The sequence below is a fragment of the Paenibacillus sp. FSL R7-269 genome, assembly GCF_000517865.1.
In the GTDB taxonomy this organism is placed as follows: domain Bacteria; phylum Bacillota; class Bacilli; order Paenibacillales; family Paenibacillaceae; genus Paenibacillus_AQ.
The window spans coordinates 24,898-42,054 of sequence record NZ_ASPS01000020.1 but is presented as its reverse complement, the minus strand read 5'-3'; the positions used below and the strand labels follow the sequence as shown (position 1 = coordinate 42,054).

Genomic DNA, 17,157 nt, shown 5'->3' with positions numbered 1-17,157 from the left:
CTATCCTGAGGAATCCCTAATGAAAAGAGGCTGTAACGATGGCTATAACTTATGCTAGTCCGCTGACAGAATACGAAGGTAAAAGAATCCTGGTAACAGGCGGTACCAAGGGAATGGGACAGGCAATCGCTGCCCGGTTCACAGCGGCAGGCGCTGAAGTTATGACTACTGCCCGGACACTTCCGGCGGAAGGGCCCGCTTCTGATTTGTTCGTCCAGGCCGATCTGTCCACGCCCGAAGGCGTGGAGCGGGTCATTGCTGCAGTCAAGGCCCGGTTCGGGCGGATCGACATTCTGGTGAATAACGCTGGCGGCAGCTCAACACCAGCTGGGGGATTTCTCGCAGCATCCGATGAACACTGGATGGATGCGCTGAATCTGAACCTGCTGGCAGCTGTGCGGCTGGACCGGGGGCTGATCCCGCTCATGCTGGAGCAGGGCAAGGGAGTCATCATCCACATCTCTTCCATTCAAAGAGTGATGCCGCTGATCGAATCGACCATCCCCTATGCAGCCGCCAAAGCTGCTTTAAGCAGTTACAGCAAGAGCTTATCTAAGGAATTCTCTCCGAAGGGTATCCGGGTGAACCGGGTCGCGCCGGGCTTCATTCAAACCGAAGCAACCGGGGACTTCTTGAAGAGTATCGCGGAGGTGACAGGCAGTGTGGAAAGTGCGCTGCAATCGGTAATGGACGCGCTGGGCGGCATTCCCATCGGACGCCCCGGCTTCCCTGAGGAGGTGGGCGAGCTGGTGGCCTTCCTCGCTTCCGACCGCGCAGCCTCCATTACGGGTGCTGAGTACGTGATTGACGGGGGAACCGTACCTACGGTGTAAGTTGAAGCTGACTGTAGGCTCTGCTTAAACTAACTCTACCATTTAGAACAGTCGGTTCAGCCATTTTTGGCTGAGCAGCTGTTCATTTTTTGTTTTCTGTTGACAACAGCGCCCGGAAGTCCAAATGTTCACCGCAGCGACGACCTAGCTTTAAGTTGTAATAATTCTTTATCTTTTCTTTAGATTTGGTTTAGACTGGATTAAGAATGGCAGGCTATAGTTACAAAGAGCGCGGCTTGCATGACAAGATAGAGGGGGATTCACCATGTATACCATTCTCATAGCCGATGACGAATCGGAGATTGTTGAGCTTCTGCAGCTGTATCTGGAGAAGGAATATACGATTTTGACCGCAGAGAACGGAATTGAAGCGCTCCAGCGGATGCAGAATAACAAGATTGACCTGGCGATACTGGACATTATGATGCCTGGGATGGACGGGCTGCAGCTGCTGAAGCGGATTCGGGAGCATGAGCAATTCCCTGTACTGTTCCTGTCCGCCAAGAGCCAGTATCATGATAAAATCCTGGGGCTTGAGCTTGGAGCGGACGACTATATCGCTAAGCCCTTCAATCCGCTGGAGATTGTGGCGCGTGCCGGGGCCATGCTGCGGCGGGTGCATCAGTTCGATGCCAAGGCAGCAGAAGAGGAGAAGCCGAATGAGCAGATCGTGCTCGGCAGGCTGACGCTGGACCGGAGCACCTGTCAGGTTGAGGTGGCCGGGGAGGCCGTCGCTCTGACTTCTACTGAATATAAAATCCTGGAGTTGCTGATGCAGCAGCCGGGCCGTGTGTTTACACGCAAGAAAATATATGAGACGGTCTGGGAAGACTTCTACGTCTACGAGGACAACAGCATTATGGTGCACATCAGCAATATCCGCGACAAGATCGAACGAGATTCCAAGAGACCGGAATACCTGAAGACGATCAGGGGATTGGGGTACAAAATTGAAGCACCCGTGGAAAAGTAGAGATAACCGCCCGCTGCAGACGTCACTAACCATCGACTTCCTGCTGTTCAACTGTATGCTGCTTATGCTGGTGTTAGTGGTCTATCTATTCGTGCAAAAGGATATTGCTGAGGTTATCCGGGAGCGGATGACGCCAGATCCCAATCTGTCTGTAGAGGCCGGTACGTACCGGGAGGAGCTGGGGCAAGGGCCGGAGAGTGAGCGTCTGCTGAAGAGCGGAGGCTGGCTGGAGCTGCTGGATTCCGGCAAGCGGGTGATTCAGGTCATTGGTGAGAAGCAGGATGATATTCAAGCTTATGACGAGGACATGCTGTATCTGGGACTGGAGAACCGCAGGGGCCAACCTTTTTACTATTCTATTACGAGTGTTACGGAGCAGGACAGCGGGGCAGCCTGGATGTTGCTTAAGATTCCCCGCGATGTAATCAATATCTCCATTAACAACGAGTTTCTGGTCTCCTATCTGAATCATTCGGTGTTCTTTTATGTATTCCTGGTCAGCGGGCTGATTCTGCTGCTGATTTTTGTGTACAGCTATTGGGTCTCCAGACGGATCAAGAAGCCGCTGCGGGTGCTGAATCTAGGCTTGAACCGTATGATGGAAGGGCATTACAACACGCGTATTGCCTTGTATGCAGAGACCGAGTTCCTGCGGATCGGCCACAGCTTCAACTATATGGCTGATGTGATTGAGAAGACCACCGAGGAGAAGCGCCTGGCCGAGACAAGCAAGCAGCGGCTGATGGTCGATCTGTCGCATGACCTCAAGACCCCGATAACCAGCATCCAGGGGTACGCGCAGGCCCTTATCGAAGGACGCGTTACAGACCCTGAGCGACAGACGAAATATTTGAATTACATCTATACCAAGTCCGTTCAGGTCACGAAGCTCATTACGCATATGCTGGATCTGCTTAAGCTGGACTCACCGGATTTCATCCTCCGTATAGAGCGACTTGAGCTGGGCGATCATCTGCGGGAGATTATTGCCGACACCTACGGCGAGATTGAGCAAAAAGACTTCGAGCTTCACCTGCAGGTGCCCGAAGAAGAGCTCTATGCCCTTTATGATCCTGAGCTGTTCGCCAGTGTCATTAATAATCTGATCTCTAATGCCCTCGCCTATAATCCCGAAGGGACGCGCATCCGGGTATCTGTGATTCCTGAGGACACGCAGATCAGGATCGAGATTGCGGACAATGGAGTCGGCATTCCGAGGGAGCTGTGGTCTACGATCTTTGATCCGTTTGTGCGGGGGGATGAGGCCCGGACAACGGCCAGCGGAGGAACCGGTCTGGGCTTGTCCATTGCCAAGAAGAACGTGGAGAAGATGGAGGGCTCGCTGCAGCTGGAGAGCAGGGAAGCGGAGCCAACAGTATTTGTGATTCGTATCCCGAAGTAGAGGAAATAATTAACTTCTTGTCGAATGTACTGATCTGGAAGATTCCGGCACCTTGCCGGGGCACCTAACTTACATTGGGGGAAGGAATTAGAACATCTATGAAAAAACTTGCATTACTGCTCACCACTCTGCTGCTTGCGCTCGGACTGGTCTATCCGGGAGGCGCCGGACAGGCAGCGGCCGCAGCCGCACCGGACTATACGGAGATTGCTACGTTTGTCGAAGGCAGCCTGCTTATTTCGCCAGTCAAATCTGTACTCGTGAATGGCTCTTCCTATGTACCGGTTAAGCTGGCCGGACAGATTCCGGGTTTCACTGTGGCGGCGGATACCACTGGCGTAACGCTCACAGGCAGCAAAGGAAGCACCAAGCTGAACAAGGATAACTCTATTCTTTACAAAAGCTCCAATTACGTAGCCTTCAAAACCCTGCTCAAGTTCGGAGCAATCGATGGCAAATATGCCTCCAGCGCCATAGCGTTGTTCGTCTGGAGCACAGAGGATGGCAAGAATAAGAGCAATAGTATGCTGTACGCGATCAGCAAGCTGCCAGGTACGATGGGCACTGTGTTGGGTAAAAAGGTCTATTTATATGGACATCCGGGAAGCCATTGGGTGAAGAGTGTACAGTACATCGATGACTACAATCAGAACCTGGTGCTGCAAAATGAAGCCGGAACCGAATGGGTCCTGGATTTGAATGAATATGTGGACAATACTATGTACACCGCCACCCATCTTCAGCTTCTGCAAAAAGTCTATAATGGAACAACCGTATGGACCAGAAATCCTAATATGAACAATAGCCTTTTCAAAAACTTGGAGAAAGTGACCATCAGCAACTTCCGCTCCAATCCTACAAATGGTAATCTAGAAATCATCATTCGCCGGGCCAATGGGCAGGAGATTCCAATAGAGATTGATAGTGCTGAGAGCTATGTTACTTATTTAGATGAAATATTATGTTTCCAGAATCCGCGCACCCTCTTCAAGATCAGCGATAAAATGTGGTCTGCCATCCGTGAAGAGCGGGCGGTCAGCGGCATGACGATGACAGAACTCTTACTATGCTGGGGAGATCCGGACAGCATTAAAGATAATTATTTGGTGTACGGCAACCAATACGTCTATTTTCATAACAATAAGGTCTTCTCTATAGTAAGTCTGTAATTAAGCGTGGAAAAGGGGCTTCCCGTCAACGGGCTTGCCTAAGGAATTCATGGAATTCCTTAGGCAGGCTCTTTTTCGTTTGCTTGGACAGGATAGCCGGTGCAACTCTTCCAGGTTTTGAGCTTCGGGGATTTCATGTATAATGAATGCACTGGAACCAGCTATTCTTATACACTTTAGGAGGACATTATGGAACTCATTCAACCCCAGGCCATTCAGACCCGAATCGACGATTTCGTCTCTGAGGATCTATATATCCATCTTGAGCTCACAACAGGAGCTTATGCCAGTCATATCGACAGCACCCGTCCCCCGGGCTCGGCGTTCATCAGCAATGCGGTGATCCGTTATACGAACGGCTCCATCTCAGGGACAGGACCTTACCGGGTCGGCCTGAAGACAGAGCAAGGCTGGATTTACGCCGAAGGACTAACCCATGTGGATGAGCACGATACAGAGCGGCTGATTCTAGCCGGTCATGACAGTCAGGGCAAGCTGATTGTGGCGTTGCAGCTTAGCCGCAGCCCTTTTTAATGAAATTGGAGGAACAACTAACCGTGAATAATAAATCTATGGAACATGCAAGAATCCTGGTTGTACTTCCCCATCCCGACGATGAGGCCTACTTCGTATCCGGGACACTGGCAATGTATATCGCAGCAGGTGCAGAGGTGACCTATGCCTGTCTGACACTCGGAGAGATGGGCCGGAACATGGGCGTTCCGCTCATTGCGAACCGCACGACCCTGCCGGCCATCCGCCAAGCGGAGCTGGAGGCTTCCTGTAAGGCCATTGGGATACAAGACCTGAGGATGCTGGGCTTCCATGACAAAATGATTGAGTTCGAAGAACCGGCACGCCTGGATCACCGGATTGAATCGCTCGTGAAGGAGCTTACCCCCTCCCTGGTTATTACGTTCTACCCCGGTTATAGCGTGCACCCGGATCATGATGCCACTGGTGCTGCGGTGATCCGTACCATTGCCCGGCTGCCCGCTGCGGAACGTCCGGTCGTACATAGTGTCGCCTTCTCGAACGGCCATCAGCAGCGGATTGGAGCAGCCGATGTAGTCACCGATGTAACGCCTTTTATCACTGTCAAAATAAACTCCATTCTGGCGCACCGCACCCAGTTCCAGCCGGAGAAGGTGCTTGGCGGCCTTAAGCCAACCGAGCCAGCAATCTGCAACAAATACGGAACGGAACGCTTCTGGACCTACCGGTTCTCAGAATGCAAGGAACAGCCGGAGGAAGCGGCATTGTGCAATTAAGAATGGAGGCCTAGAGATGTCAGAACAACGGGTATACATCCGGTACCCTGAGGCGGGAGATGCCGCTGAGCTGATGGGGATGTACCTGCGTAACCGTGAATTTTTTGAAGAGCATTCGCCGGAGATCAGCGAGGATTTCTATACAGAGCAGTACCAGCGGGACAAGCTTGCGCAGTATGAAGAGTTCAGGGCAGCAGATGAGAGATACGACTTTCTGGTTATTCACAAGGCTGACCGGCGAATCATCGGCAGTGTCAGTCTGTCTTTTGTGGTAAGGGGACCGCTGCAGAGCTGTATGATCGGGTACAGTCTGGACAAGGAATATAACGGTAAAGGCTATATGACGGAGGCGGTGAAGCAGGTCGTGCGCTATGCCTTCGAGGAGCTGAAGTTCCACCGGATTACAGGGGAAGCTTCACCGGATAATCCCGGTTCTATCCGTGTACTGGAGAATGCAGGATTCCACAAAGAAGGCATTGCCCGGCTGAATGTGAAGATCCGCAGTGTATGGAAGGACCACCAGATTTTGGCAATCATCAACCCGGCGGATATTAGTTAACGGAGTTAACACTAACAGATTAGCACCTTAAATATTAACATTGTGGAGGATCACCAATGAGCCAGCGTTTACGAATTACCCGTTCCATGCAGGAAGAGAATGCAGAGCAGGCGCTAACCCTGGAGGAATGCAAGCGATACTTTGCCGCTAAATCCGGCTTCAGCTATTCACAGGTCTACACTGTGCAAGGTGCGGAGAGCACGATGTCGATCGAAGGGGATTTTTTCATGTGGAGTCATGAGGGGGCGGAGTACCCGTTCCGGCTGTACATGGGTGAGCTGTACGTGGCCTTGTCCATGGAGGCGATTGTGTCTGTGATTCTTGAGATTGCCACGGACCTGCGGGCAGATGTGGTTGAGGGGTAAGCTGAGTAAAGTTCAGATTAAGCTGTTTTTTACACATTCTGTATGCTCCCCGGATGTTATATTGATACAGTACATATAAGAACTGGGGGAACCAGAATGAATACATATCATAGCAGGGTACAAGAGCTTCACACGATGCTGACCCGCTTTATGGAGAATGGACCGTTTACCGGATTGCAGGTGGGGATCGTTAGTGAGGACGAGGTTCTTTTTACAGGAGAATATGGCAGCGCTAATGTGTCTACAGGTGAGCCTGTGGTCAGCAGTACTCTTTTTCACCAGGCATCTGTCTCCAAGACCTTCGTAGTTACGGCTGTGATGCAATTGGCAGAGCGTGGGCAGGTAGAGCTGGACTCACCTATAGTGAGCTATCTTCCGTATTTCAAAATGCACGACGAACGCTATCAGCAGCTTACGGTGAGACAATTGTTGAATCATACCTCCGGGATGCCGGATGAGGACGATTATGGCTGGGACCGGCCTGAATATGATGAAGGAAGTCTTGAACGGTATGTCAGAGGCATCCGCCGCCATGGCTTAATGAGTGATCCGGGTACTCATTTTGCTTACAGTAATATCGGTTATGAGATACTAGGGGATCTGATTGCCAAGGTTAGCGGCCTCAGCTTCGAGGAGTATATGCGGCAGCATCTTCTGGAGCCTGCTGGAATGAGCACGAGTTCATTTTTGAAAATGGAGGTTGAACAGGTGCTGGCTGCGGCCCATGTACTGAGGAACTCCAGAGGGTACGGACCCTATGTAAGCGAAGTGTTCCCTTACAATAGAGCGCATGCTCCCAGCTCCACACTGTATACGAATGCCCGGGAGATGTGCCAATATATGCTGATGCACCTCGGGCGGGGGCAGGCTGAGAACAGATATAATGCCCTACAGCCCGGCAGCTATGAACAGATGTGGAGTCCTACTATGGCTACAGGCTGGGGGCCGGAGCATGAAGATGTGGGTCTGGGCTGGTTCCTGGGCCGCTATAATGGCTCCCGGATGCTCTCGCATTCCGGATGGGATACCGGATTCCTCAGTGAGCTGATTCTGCTACCGGATGAGAATCTCGGCATCTCCGTAATGACCAACTGTGACCATGTGTGGCTGGGCAGTGTGACCCGTCCTATTCTGGATCTGCTGCTGGGTATCGAGGTCTGCCAGCTTAAGCAGTCGATGGTGCATCATCTTGCCAAGACCGTTATAACCAGCGGTGCAGGGGAGGCCATTAACGAATACCAACGTATCCGGCGCTCAGAGCAGGATAAGTATTATGAGGCGGATTTTGAATTTAGGCGGATTGCTGATACCTTAAGTTATAGCGGTCACCGGGAGGAAGCGATACGTATTCTTACCTGCGCTGCTGCTATATACCCGGACAGTGAAGCCGTTGCAGGCAAGCTGCAGCAGCTTCAGGACGAAGCCTAGATTTTCCACCGGGGTTAGACCCGTCTTCTAAGCACTCCCTAGCGGTCATCAAGACTGTGAAGGGAGTTTTTGGGCTCTAGAGAACGCCGCCGGGACATGAATACCAGACATAGGGCAATCGCAGTAAGGATCATTCCCAGCACCTGAAATCCCCTGAAGCTGAACGGATTGCCTATAACGATTCCGATCAGCAGAGAGGAGAGGATGGTTCCGAAATATCTGGACGTACTGAATAAGCCGGAGGTAACCCCGATTAGCTCTTTCGGCGAGTTGTTGAACAAGGCCGCTTGCATGGCCACATTATTCAGCCCGTTGCTGATTCCGAAGGCCGCCAGAGCCAGTAGAATACTGATGACAGGCGAAGCCGGATCGAGCATTACGATCCATACAGACCCAAGGGCCATTAGGATGGCCGATACGGTCTGCGCTGGCCGGGGCCCGGAGGCATCGATCCATCTTCCGGCCAGCGGAGAAACGGCGAGCGAGCTTAGACCCAGGCTTAACATCAGCAGCCCTGTGTGGAATTCACTGACCTGACGAACGAGCTGCAAATAAGAAGGCAGACCGAAGAAGACGGAATAAAATAATAGATTAACCAGCATAAATTCAACATTGACCCGGATCAGCCCGGGAGATCTGGCAAAGGTACGCAGAGGAATGAAGGGCATAGCTGTTCTTAACTCATGCCTTACGAAAATCATAAGCAGGATGAGCCCGGACAGTCCGATGATGATATTGAATAGGGAGACATGACCGGAGGACTTGGCGGAGAGCATCTGCGCAAGCACAGCCACCAGCCCTATGGTGAACAGTAGAATTCCAGGCGCGTCTATCCGGTTCATCCATTGCCTTAGGGACAGCTTGGTTACTATATCTGCTGACGGCTTGTCTTGCGGGATGGTTCTCCAGGCTAACAGGAAGCTGGCCGTTACAAACGGAAGGTTAATATAGAAGATGGAAGACCATCCCCACACATGGACGAGCACCCCGCCGATAAAAGGTCCTACCGCAGCTGCTCCCGATGTGAACATGGACAGCACCGACAGCGCGGACGCTTGCTTGTCTGTAATATTCACCCGGATGATTGCCATCCCCACCGCAACCACCATACTGGTTCCAATGGATTGGACAACCCGCAGAACGATGAGCCCCCCGAAGCCTGGAGACAAAGGCGTGAGCAGGGAGGCTGCGAAGACGATCACCAGTCCCGCCAGGAAAATTCTCCGGCGGCCGAAAATATCGCTCGCTCTGCCCATAACAGGCTGGGCAATAGCACTGCCGATATAGAACGAAAAAATAATCCAGGAAACCACAGTGAATTCAAGCTTGAACGCGTGCTGCAGCCTGGGGATCGCCACAGCCACCATCGAAGAGTTAAGCGGGTTAAGCATCATCCCCAGCCCAACGGATATCATTAACCACCAATTTCGTGCATTCATTGTTATTCCCCCTCAAGTACTGTACAGTTATCGTACAGGATAAGAGTTATTTACTCCAACGCATTTCATGGTATAATTCCATAGACTTGAAGGAATGAATGGAGGCGGATATGGAGCTTCTTCAATTGCAGTATTTTATCGCGGTTGCCCGCCTGGAGCATATGACCGAGGCTGCACACAAGCTGCATGTTACTCAATCCTCACTTAGCAAGACCATTCAACGGCTGGAGGAGGATCTCGGAGTCCCATTGTTCGACCGGAGCGGGAGGAAGCTGCGGTTAAATGAGCCGGGACGCAGATTTCTTGAGCGTGCGGAGAAGGCGCTGTTTGAATTGGAGCAGGGGAGGCAGGAGCTTAAGGACCTGTCCAGCCTTGTGTCCAGCACTCTTGAATTAGCGGTAACCACTGCGAGTACCTTGCCTGCTATCCTCCGGGAGTTTCGGCTCAAGCTGCCGGATATCCATTTTCACGTACAAATGCTGCCCATGCAGGAGATGATTACCCTTCTTCAGAGGGGAGAAGTTGATTTCTGCTTGTCCTCTCCTCCGGTCAGAGGGGAGGATCTGGAATGTCAGGTGGTCTGTAATGATCATATTCACCTTGCCGTTCCAGCCGGCCACCCTCTGGCAGACCGTAAGAGCCTGGGCTTGATAGAGCTTAAGAATGAGTGGTTTGTGGGTGTCAAACAAGGCTACGGGATTCGAGATTTGGTGGATTCCGTCTGCCAGGCTTCAGGATTCCTGCCACGCTATGTATATGAGGGAGACGAACCGGCCCGCTTGATTGACCTGGTGGAAGCCGGAATCGGCTTAGCCTTCATACCGGGTACGGCAAGGAATGCGCATGATCATATTCGTCTGATTCCGCTGGAAGACGAGGGACTGGTCAGGGAAATCGCCTTGTTGTGGCATAAGAACCGCTATATTTCACAGGCGGGCCTGATTTTCCGTGAGGTTGTTATGGAGTATTTCGCTAAGCTATGATGTCACCGGGAGGGATGAACCTATGAACGATACACAGACTACAGAACATAAGCGCATACTGGTGGTGTTTCCGCATCCTGACGATGAGGCTTTTGGAGCGGCTGGCACTATTGCGAAGTATATCCAGCAAGGCGCAGAAGTAACCTATGCCTGCCTGACGCTAGGCGAGATGGGGCGCAATATGGGGATTCCGCCGTTTGCCAACCGGGTGACGCTGCCGGAGATCCGCAAGGAAGAGCTGCGGGCATCCTGCCGGGCTATCGGCATACAAGACTTAAGGATGCTGGGCTTCCACGATAAAATGATTGAATTCGAGGATCAGCAGCTGCTGGATCAGACACTGCTGGCGCTGATCCATGAGCTGGCTCCGACGCTTGTGATTACCTTCTATCCCGGTTATAGCGTACACCCGGATCATGATGCTACAGGAGCAGCGGTTATCCGGGCGGTCCGGCAGATGCCGCCTGCGGAGCGTCCGGTGGTTCACTGCGGCGCATTCGCTATTGGCCATGAGAAGCATATCGGCCTCCCGGATGTGCATGTCGATGTCACCGCATTTCTGGACAAGAAGATGGCCTCTATCCAGGCACACCGTTCGCAATTCCAGGCGGCGGAGCTTGTCGGCAATCAGGTGCTGACGGCCGAAGAGATTCAGCTCCGCTTCGGGCATGAAGCCTTCTGGACCTACCCCATGAACACACAACACTAAGAGAAGGCAGGAATAACATATGAATCCTATGAATCAGAAAGACAGAATGCTCGCAGGATTGCCTTATAAAGCATGGCTGGACGGATTAACCGAAGAACGGACGGCCGCCCGGCTGCTGGTTCATCAGCTGAATTCACTCTCTCCTGACGCACATGAGGAGAGAGACGGGCTGATCCGTAAGCTTTTGGGCGCAACGGGGGAGCTTGTGCATATTGAGACTCCCTTCCGCTGCGATTATGGATCGAATATCACCGTAGGGAATAATTTCTATGCCAATTTCAACTGTACGATTCTCGATGTAGGCAAGGTGGTCATCGGCGAGAATGTCATGTTCGCTCCGAATGTATCACTCTATACAGCAGGCCATCCCGTCCATCCCGATTCCAGGAATTCTGGCTATGAATACGGGATTGCCATCACCATCGGCAACAATGTGTGGATCGGCGGTAATGTTATTGTGAATCCGGGCGTGACCATCGGGAATAACGTGGTCATAGGGGCAGGTAGTGTAGTGACTAAGGATATCCCTGATAATGTGATCGCCGTAGGCAGTCCGTGCCGGATTATCCGTGAGATCACGGAAGAAGACCGGAAATATTACTATAAGGATCGGGAGTTTGACGTCACTGACTACGTGTAGAGTCGCTGCTATACCGTCCTTAAGGGACAGGATTCGTTTCAGATCAGCACATAAGTGGCCCTCAGCGGCCCGTGCACCCCGACCACCAGCTTCATTTCAATATCCGCGGAATTGGAGGGACCGGAGATGAAATTAATTGATGAGCCCACCGTTTCCCCGGCCTCAATTCTCCGGTTAAGCGCCACAGCGGCATTCGTGGAGCGAAGCACCAGCTTCTCACGTTCAATCACCGCAATATAATGAGCAGGCAGGAAATGGAGCGACCGGCCCTGATCGGGGCGGCTCTCCACCACAACCGTTCCAGATTCCGCAAGTGCACAGTCGGCGAAGACTATGGCTGTATTTGCCGATTCAGCACGCCTGATATTCTCCGCACGTCCCGCCGCTTCTTCCCATACGGCAGCATCAGGGAAGGCCAGCCCGTATTCCCTGAACCGGGGATCACCGGAAGTCATCACGGCCCCGCCGCCATTTGCCTCTATCAGATCATCTAACGTTCTCTGCAGCAGCTCCCGCTTCGTCTCAATCACCTGAGTGTGGATGAAGAAGCATTGCTCCTTAAGCATCTCTACAAGATCATCTTGAGTAAGCGGACCGTAGCTGTCAGGAATGAAATTCTGGATCGGAGGACGCTGAACCTCTGACTTCCGTGCCCGTCCCAGCTTGGCGGCAATAGTATTCAGAAAAGCCTCCTTATTCATGTTCATATTCGTGTTCTCGGATGCTGTCATTACTCTGCCCCTCCTTTGCGCTTCTCCAGCCATGCCCGGAAGCTGTCCTGCTGCTTGACGGGCTGCTTCAGGTCGCGTGAACCAATCCACCCCTGAATGATAGCTGGTCCCCGTACAATACGTCCATGTTTGCTCATGATCCGGCTGGCAGAATGGGCGAGCCTGAGCGTTTTGCCGAACAGGGCCGGGGAGGAGAGCAGCTTAGCGGCGGCCTTCATCTGGATTCGGTCGGCAGCCCCGGTTCTCTTCTGCTTCACAATATTCTGGCGGTGCATAATAAGCTGCTCATGCAGCGGGATTTTTACCGGACAAACATCTGTACACGCTCCGCAGAGGCTGGAGGCATACGGCAGCTCCTTATAGTCGTCATAACCGCCAAGCAGCGGCGTAATGACCGCACCAATCGGACCCGGGTAGATGGAACCGTAAGCATGCCCGCCGATATGGCGGTAGACCGGGCAGACATTCAGGCAGGCACCGCAGCGGATACACTGCAAGGCTTCGCCAAATTCACTTCCCAGAATATCCGAGCGGCCGTTATCGACGACCACCAGATGGAATTCCTCCGGTCCGTCGGTCTCCCCCGCTGCTGAGGGACCCATGACCGTGATATAGCTGGTCAGCTTCTGGCCGACAGCACTGCGGCAGAGCAGATTATCCAGGATCTCCATTTCCTCAATCGTCGGTACAATCCGTTCCATGCCCATCACTGCGATATGCGTCTTGGGAATAGCGGCGGTGAGGTCACCGTTCCCTTCATTCGTGACGAGATTAATTGCGCCCAGGTTGGCGATGGCGAAATTACAGCCCGTAATCCCGATCTCCGCATCCAGGAACTTCTGGCGCAGGACGGTGCGGGCGAACCCGGCCAGCTTCTCGGGCGTCTCATCGCCGGTGTATCCGAGCTTCTCTGCGAAGACACGCCTAATCTGCTCCCGGTCTTTATGCAGGGCGGGGGCTACGATATGGGAGGGAGGGTCCCAATCATCCATCTGCAGAATGTACTCTCCGAGATCCGTCTCAATCAACTCGCAGCCGGCTTCGAGCAGTACGCGGTTCAGTTCAATCTCCTCAGTAACCATGGACTTGGATTTGACGACCCGGGTCGCCTGCTTGCGTTCAATGACATCCCGTATATAACTGCTGGCCTCTTCCTTGGTTGCGGCAAAATAGATATGCCCGCCCTGCCGCTCAACATTATCCGCAAGCTGCTCCAGATAAAAGTCCAGGTTCGCCAGCGTATGCTGACGGATCAGCTGGCCGGCCTTCCGCCACTGCTCCCAATCCCCCAGCGCGGTAGCGGCTGTCAGCCGCCTAGTCTTAAGGCTGTCCTGTGCCGACCCCACGGCACTGCGCATGAAGGAATCCCCAAGGCCCTCCGCGGTCCGTTCGCTGAAGCTGCGTGAATCCGTTTGCAGGCTCAAGTCAGTTTCCCCCTTTATGATTGGCAGGCGTATGCTGGTTGAGCACCTCTGCAATATGCATGACGCGTACCGGCTCACCCTTGCGGGACAGGCGCCCTCCGATGTTCATCAGGCAGCCCATATCTGCACTGATCAGGATATCGGCTCCGGTATCCAGCACACAGCCGCATTTCTCATCGGCCATCTGCCCGGAGATTTCAGGCATCTTCACCGCAAAAGTGCCGCCGAACCCGCAGCAGTTGTCGCTGTTCTTGAGCGGCTCAAGCTTCAGTCCCTTCACCTGCTCCAACAGCTGGAAGGGCGTTTCCTTCTCGCCCAGCAGCCTTGTCATGTGGCAGGAGCGGTGGTAGGTGGCCGTTCCTTCGAGCGAGGCACCGACATCGGTGACCCCCAGCACTTTCACAATGAACTGGGTGAGTTCATATGATTTCGCTTTTAACGCAACCGCTTTCAATTCCCACTCCGGGTCCCCGCTGAAGATCTTCGGATATTCATGAAACATAGCAATGCAGGAGCCGGACGGACCTACGACATAATCCGAAGCCTCGAAGGCCAGCATCATGTTCTGCATAGCAAGCTTAGATTCTTGCAGATAACCGCTGTTGTACGTAGGCTGGCCGCAGCACACCTGTGAAGCGGGGTAATCAATCTCGCAGCCGAGCCGCTCCAGAACTTCAACCATGGCAATACCGGCATTCGGAGCCATAAGATCTACCAGACAAGTGGAAAAAATACTGACTCGCACTCCCATCCCTCCCATCAATGAAAACCTATATTCACAGCTTAACTCAATAAGTCAATGAAAAACAACACAAAAACAAATAAAAAATGTGAAACTTATTGACAATAAATATTGATAGCGTTTACACTATTGATGGGTAATTGGAGAAATGGAATAATCTACAATGGAATAATCTACCTTGAGGGGGAGAAACAGTGACCAAGCATTTGATGTATATCAACGGCCAATTTACGGAATCCGAAGGCAAAGAGTGGATGGAAGTAACCAATCCGGCGACCGACGAAGTCATCTCACAGGTTCCCAAGGCAACCAGGAATGATGTCATACGTGCCATTGATGCAGCGGAGCAAGTCCAGGCAGAGTGGGAGGAGACTCCGGCGGTAGAGCGCGGCAAGTACTTGCATGCGATTGCTGACGGCATCCGGGCAGAGGCGGACAGCATCGCCAGGCTGATCTCGGAGGAAGTCGGTAAGACGCTGGAATTATCCACCGTAGAGGTTCATTTCACTGCGGATTATTTAGATTATATGGCGGAATGGGCACGGCGTTATGAAGGGGAGATCGTTCAGAGCGACCGTGATAATGAGCATATTTTTGTATTCAAAAGAGCGATCGGCGTCACCACGGGCATTCTGCCCTGGAACTTTCCGTTCTTCCTGATTGCGAGAAAAATGGCCCCGGCGCTCATCACCGGCAACACGATTGTCGTGAAGCCCAGCGCTGAATCTCCTAACAATGCCATGGCGTTCAGCCGGATTGTGGATCAGGCCGGATTGCCTAAGGGTGTATTCAACCTTATTACAGGCAGAGGTGCAGAAGTGGGCAACGAGCTGTCCAGTAATGCCAAGGTAGGTATGGTTAGTCTTACGGGCAGCGTACCTGCAGGGCAGAAGGTTATGGAGGCGGCGGCTGAGAATATCATCAAGGTCAGCTTGGAGCTGGGCGGCAAAGCACCTGCCATCGTAATGAAGGATGCCGATCTGGAGCTGGCTGTTCAGGCGATTGTGGCTTCCCGGGTCATTAATACAGGTCAGGTCTGTAACTGTGCGGAGCGTGTCTATGTCCATGAAGATATCAAGGAGGAATTCACCACTCGGCTGGTTGCAGCGATGAAGGCCGTGAAGTACGGAGACCCGCTTAAGGACACGGACATTCAGATGGGACCGCTTATCAACAAGGCCGCGCAGGAATCGGTACAGCAGAAGGTGGACCGGGCCGTTCAAGAAGGAGCCAAGATCGCTCTGGGCGGTAAAAAAGTTGAAGGAGCAGGCAGCTTCTTCGAGCCGACAGTGATCACAGACGCGACGAATGAGATGGAGATTGTGCAGGATGAAATTTTCGGTCCGGTCATCCCTGTCATTACGTTCTCAACTCTGGATGAGGCGATTGCCCTCGCCAATGACAGTGAATTTGGCTTAACCTCATCGCTATATACGCAGAATCTGAACGTCGCCATGAAAGTCATCAAGCGGTTGAAATACGGGGAGACGTACATCAACCGCGAGAATTTCGAAGCGATGCAGGGCTTCCATGCAGGCTGGAGAAAATCCGGCATCGGCGGCGCTGACGGCAAGCACGGCTTGAACGAATACCTCCAGACCCATGTCGTCTACTTGCAGTACGACAAATCGGTTAACTGAATACGCAGCGACTGTTTGCTGCTTTGGTGAGGCGGCCCTTGTTTGGGGGCCGTTTTTTGGTGTTTTTCGGAGAGGCAGGTACGTAGTGTGCTTGGGCAGCATGAATTTTACATTATCCATCCGTTAGTGTGATTTTATTCTTAGCTATTTCATTATTATACCCGGGTAATATTGCATTTATATTTTTACCCGGGTATAATTAAATCAAATAGAAGGAGGTCAACCTATAACATGAGTATGAGTAATGAACAGACGCATTCTTACTGCACGGCATTTTTGGGAGCGGAAGCTGTTTCCAGCGGTTCATTAGAGCAGGTGGTTACTACAGTGAAGGGGAGGCTGAGTGACAGTGAACTGGCCCGGGTGCTTATCTTTGACGATTCCACGGGGAAGCCGATAGATGTTGATTATCACGGGACAACAGATGATGTGCTTACGCGGTTAGCAGAACCTTCAGGTGAGTCAACCGCTACAGAAGTGAATCCCCAGACCACGCGCCGGGCCGGACGGCCCAAGCTGGGGGTTGTATCCGGTGAGGTTACTTTATTGCCAAGGCAGTGGGAGTGGCTCAAAGCCCAGCCTGGAGGGGCATCGGTAACCTTACGCAAGCTGGTTGATGAAGCCCGCCGTACCGGAGAACAGCAGAGTACCATCCGCAAGTCACAAGAAGCAGCTTATGCCTTTATGACAGCCATGGCCGGGGATTTCAGCCATTATGAAGAAGCTCTGCGCGCATTGTATGCCGGTGATGCGGAGCGTTTGGACCAATGTACCCAAGACTGGGCACCTGATATCCGCAACCATGTGAAGCAGTTAGCTGCAGTTGCATTACAGAAGAAGAATTGAAGG

The 17,157-nt window shown here is 52.5% G+C and carries 18 protein-coding genes; 14 read left to right on the top strand and 4 right to left on the bottom strand.

The window, feature by feature from the left end; all coding sequences use genetic code 11:
- Positions 1-38: 38 nt before the first annotated feature.
- The 9 genes from C162_RS09590 (at position 39) to C162_RS09550 (ending at position 8,000) form a co-directional block, all read left to right on the top strand.
- Positions 39-833, top strand: a complete 795-nt coding sequence (locus C162_RS09590; protein ID WP_036693875.1) for an SDR family oxidoreductase — start codon at positions 39-41, stop codon at positions 831-833.
- Between the two features lie 265 nt (positions 834-1,098).
- Entirely contained in the window at positions 1,099-1,806 is a 708-nt protein-coding gene (locus tag C162_RS09585) for a response regulator transcription factor (RefSeq protein WP_036693873.1), read from the top strand.
- Positions 1,784-3,208 (top strand): sensor histidine kinase, encoded by a 1,425-nt coding sequence (locus C162_RS09580; RefSeq protein ID WP_036693872.1) that lies wholly within the window; start codon positions 1,784-1,786, stop codon positions 3,206-3,208. Before C162_RS09585 ends, C162_RS09580 begins: the two co-directional genes overlap by 23 nt.
- 98 nt (positions 3,209-3,306) lie before the next feature.
- On the top strand, positions 3,307-4,377 hold the full coding sequence (locus C162_RS09575; protein ID WP_036693871.1) for a hypothetical protein: 1,071 nt from the start codon (positions 3,307-3,309) through the stop codon (positions 4,375-4,377).
- Positions 4,378-4,566: 189 nt separating this feature from the next.
- Positions 4,567-4,911: a YojF family protein gene (locus tag C162_RS09570; protein WP_036693869.1), complete on the top strand. Its 345-nt coding sequence runs from the start codon at positions 4,567-4,569 to the stop codon at positions 4,909-4,911.
- 38 nt (positions 4,912-4,949) lie between these two features.
- Positions 4,950-5,648, top strand: coding sequence for a bacillithiol biosynthesis deacetylase BshB2 (gene bshB2 / locus C162_RS09565; protein ID WP_051493372.1), 699 nt, complete (start codon positions 4,950-4,952; stop codon positions 5,646-5,648).
- Positions 5,649-5,664: 16 nt separating this feature from the next.
- Positions 5,665-6,207 (top strand): GNAT family N-acetyltransferase, encoded by a 543-nt coding sequence (locus C162_RS09560; RefSeq protein ID WP_036693868.1) that lies wholly within the window; start codon positions 5,665-5,667, stop codon positions 6,205-6,207.
- A 56-nt stretch (positions 6,208-6,263) separates the two neighbouring features.
- Entirely contained in the window at positions 6,264-6,572 is a 309-nt protein-coding gene (locus C162_RS09555; RefSeq protein ID WP_036693866.1) for a hypothetical protein, read from the top strand.
- Between the two features lie 96 nt (positions 6,573-6,668).
- Positions 6,669-8,000 carry a serine hydrolase domain-containing protein gene (locus C162_RS09550; RefSeq protein ID WP_051493356.1) on the top strand — a complete coding sequence of 444 codons (1,332 nt, stop codon included), beginning with the start codon at positions 6,669-6,671 and terminating at the stop codon, positions 7,998-8,000.
- A 38-nt stretch (positions 8,001-8,038) separates the two neighbouring features.
- On the opposite strand, the gene C162_RS09545 is transcribed toward C162_RS09550, so the two are convergent.
- Positions 8,039-9,439: an MFS transporter gene (locus tag C162_RS09545; protein ID WP_036693864.1), complete on the bottom strand. Its 1,401-nt coding sequence runs from the start codon at positions 9,437-9,439 to the stop codon at positions 8,039-8,041.
- A 110-nt stretch (positions 9,440-9,549) separates the two neighbouring features.
- Here C162_RS09545 and C162_RS09540 point away from each other — a divergent pair, with 110 nt between their 5' ends.
- The 3 genes from C162_RS09540 to C162_RS09530 are packed head-to-tail and all read left to right on the top strand — an operon-like array spanning position 9,550 to position 11,771.
- Positions 9,550-10,422 carry a LysR family transcriptional regulator gene (locus C162_RS09540; protein WP_036694187.1) on the top strand — a complete coding sequence of 291 codons (873 nt, stop codon included), beginning with the start codon at positions 9,550-9,552 and terminating at the stop codon, positions 10,420-10,422.
- 22 nt (positions 10,423-10,444) lie between these two features.
- Entirely contained in the window at positions 10,445-11,131 is a 687-nt protein-coding gene (gene bshB2, locus C162_RS09535; protein WP_036693863.1) for a bacillithiol biosynthesis deacetylase BshB2, read from the top strand.
- Between the two features lie 28 nt (positions 11,132-11,159).
- Entirely contained in the window at positions 11,160-11,771 is a 612-nt protein-coding gene (locus tag C162_RS09530) for a sugar O-acetyltransferase (protein WP_036694186.1), read from the top strand.
- A 38-nt stretch (positions 11,772-11,809) separates the two neighbouring features.
- Here the strand turns inward: C162_RS09530 and C162_RS09525 are convergent, their stop codons facing one another.
- From C162_RS09525 to C162_RS09515, 3 genes are read right to left on the bottom strand one after another with little or no spacing between them, the layout of a single operon-like run.
- The gene (locus C162_RS09525) at positions 11,810-12,502 is read right to left on the bottom strand and encodes a LutC/YkgG family protein (protein ID WP_036693861.1); all 693 of its coding nucleotides are present in this window, start codon (positions 12,500-12,502) and stop codon (positions 11,810-11,812) included.
- Positions 12,502-13,926 carry a LutB/LldF family L-lactate oxidation iron-sulfur protein gene (locus C162_RS09520; protein ID WP_036693859.1) on the bottom strand — a complete coding sequence of 475 codons (1,425 nt, stop codon included), beginning with the start codon at positions 13,924-13,926 and terminating at the stop codon, positions 12,502-12,504. The genes C162_RS09525 and C162_RS09520 overlap by 1 nt, the downstream gene beginning before the upstream one ends.
- 1 nt (position 13,927) lies before the next feature.
- Positions 13,928-14,671 carry a (Fe-S)-binding protein gene (locus C162_RS09515; protein WP_036693858.1) on the bottom strand — a complete coding sequence of 248 codons (744 nt, stop codon included), beginning with the start codon at positions 14,669-14,671 and terminating at the stop codon, positions 13,928-13,930.
- A gap of 191 nt (positions 14,672-14,862) precedes the next feature.
- On the opposite strand from C162_RS09515, the gene aldA reads away from it, so the two are divergent.
- Positions 14,863-16,308, top strand: coding sequence for an aldehyde dehydrogenase (gene aldA / locus C162_RS09510; RefSeq protein ID WP_268748797.1), 1,446 nt, complete (start codon positions 14,863-14,865; stop codon positions 16,306-16,308).
- 237 nt (positions 16,309-16,545) lie between these two features.
- Positions 16,546-17,154 (top strand): DUF2239 family protein, encoded by a 609-nt coding sequence (locus tag C162_RS09505; protein ID WP_036694183.1) that lies wholly within the window; start codon positions 16,546-16,548, stop codon positions 17,152-17,154.
- Positions 17,155-17,157: the final 3 nt, after the last annotated feature.

Bases quoted from the DNA above. Each gene is read 5' to 3' on its own strand.
- C162_RS09585 (WP_036693873.1), top strand. From the start codon at position 1,099: ATGTATACCATTCTCATAGCCGATGACGAATCGGAGATTGTTGAGCTT.
- C162_RS09530 (WP_036694186.1), top strand. From the start codon at position 11,160: ATGAATCAGAAAGACAGAATGCTCGCAGGATTGCCTTATAAAGCATGG.
- C162_RS09560 (WP_036693868.1), top strand. From the start codon at position 5,665: ATGTCAGAACAACGGGTATACATCCGGTACCCTGAGGCGGGAGATGCC.
- C162_RS09570 (WP_036693869.1), top strand. From the start codon at position 4,567: ATGGAACTCATTCAACCCCAGGCCATTCAGACCCGAATCGACGATTTC.
- C162_RS09505 (WP_036694183.1), top strand. From the start codon at position 16,546: ATGAGTAATGAACAGACGCATTCTTACTGCACGGCATTTTTGGGAGCG.
- C162_RS09555 (WP_036693866.1), top strand. From the start codon at position 6,264: ATGAGCCAGCGTTTACGAATTACCCGTTCCATGCAGGAAGAGAATGCA.
- C162_RS09590 (WP_036693875.1), top strand. From the start codon at position 39: ATGGCTATAACTTATGCTAGTCCGCTGACAGAATACGAAGGTAAAAGA.
- C162_RS09545 (WP_036693864.1), bottom strand. From the start codon at position 9,439: ATGAATGCACGAAATTGGTGGTTAATGATATCCGTTGGGCTGGGGATG.
- C162_RS09550 (WP_051493356.1), top strand. From the start codon at position 6,669: ATGAATACATATCATAGCAGGGTACAAGAGCTTCACACGATGCTGACC.
- bshB2 (WP_036693863.1), top strand. From the start codon at position 10,445: ATGAACGATACACAGACTACAGAACATAAGCGCATACTGGTGGTGTTT.
- C162_RS09525 (WP_036693861.1), bottom strand. From the start codon at position 12,502: ATGACAGCATCCGAGAACACGAATATGAACATGAATAAGGAGGCTTTT.
- C162_RS09575 (WP_036693871.1), top strand. From the start codon at position 3,307: ATGAAAAAACTTGCATTACTGCTCACCACTCTGCTGCTTGCGCTCGGA.
- C162_RS09540 (WP_036694187.1), top strand. From the start codon at position 9,550: ATGGAGCTTCTTCAATTGCAGTATTTTATCGCGGTTGCCCGCCTGGAG.
- bshB2 (WP_051493372.1), top strand. From the start codon at position 4,950: ATGGAACATGCAAGAATCCTGGTTGTACTTCCCCATCCCGACGATGAG.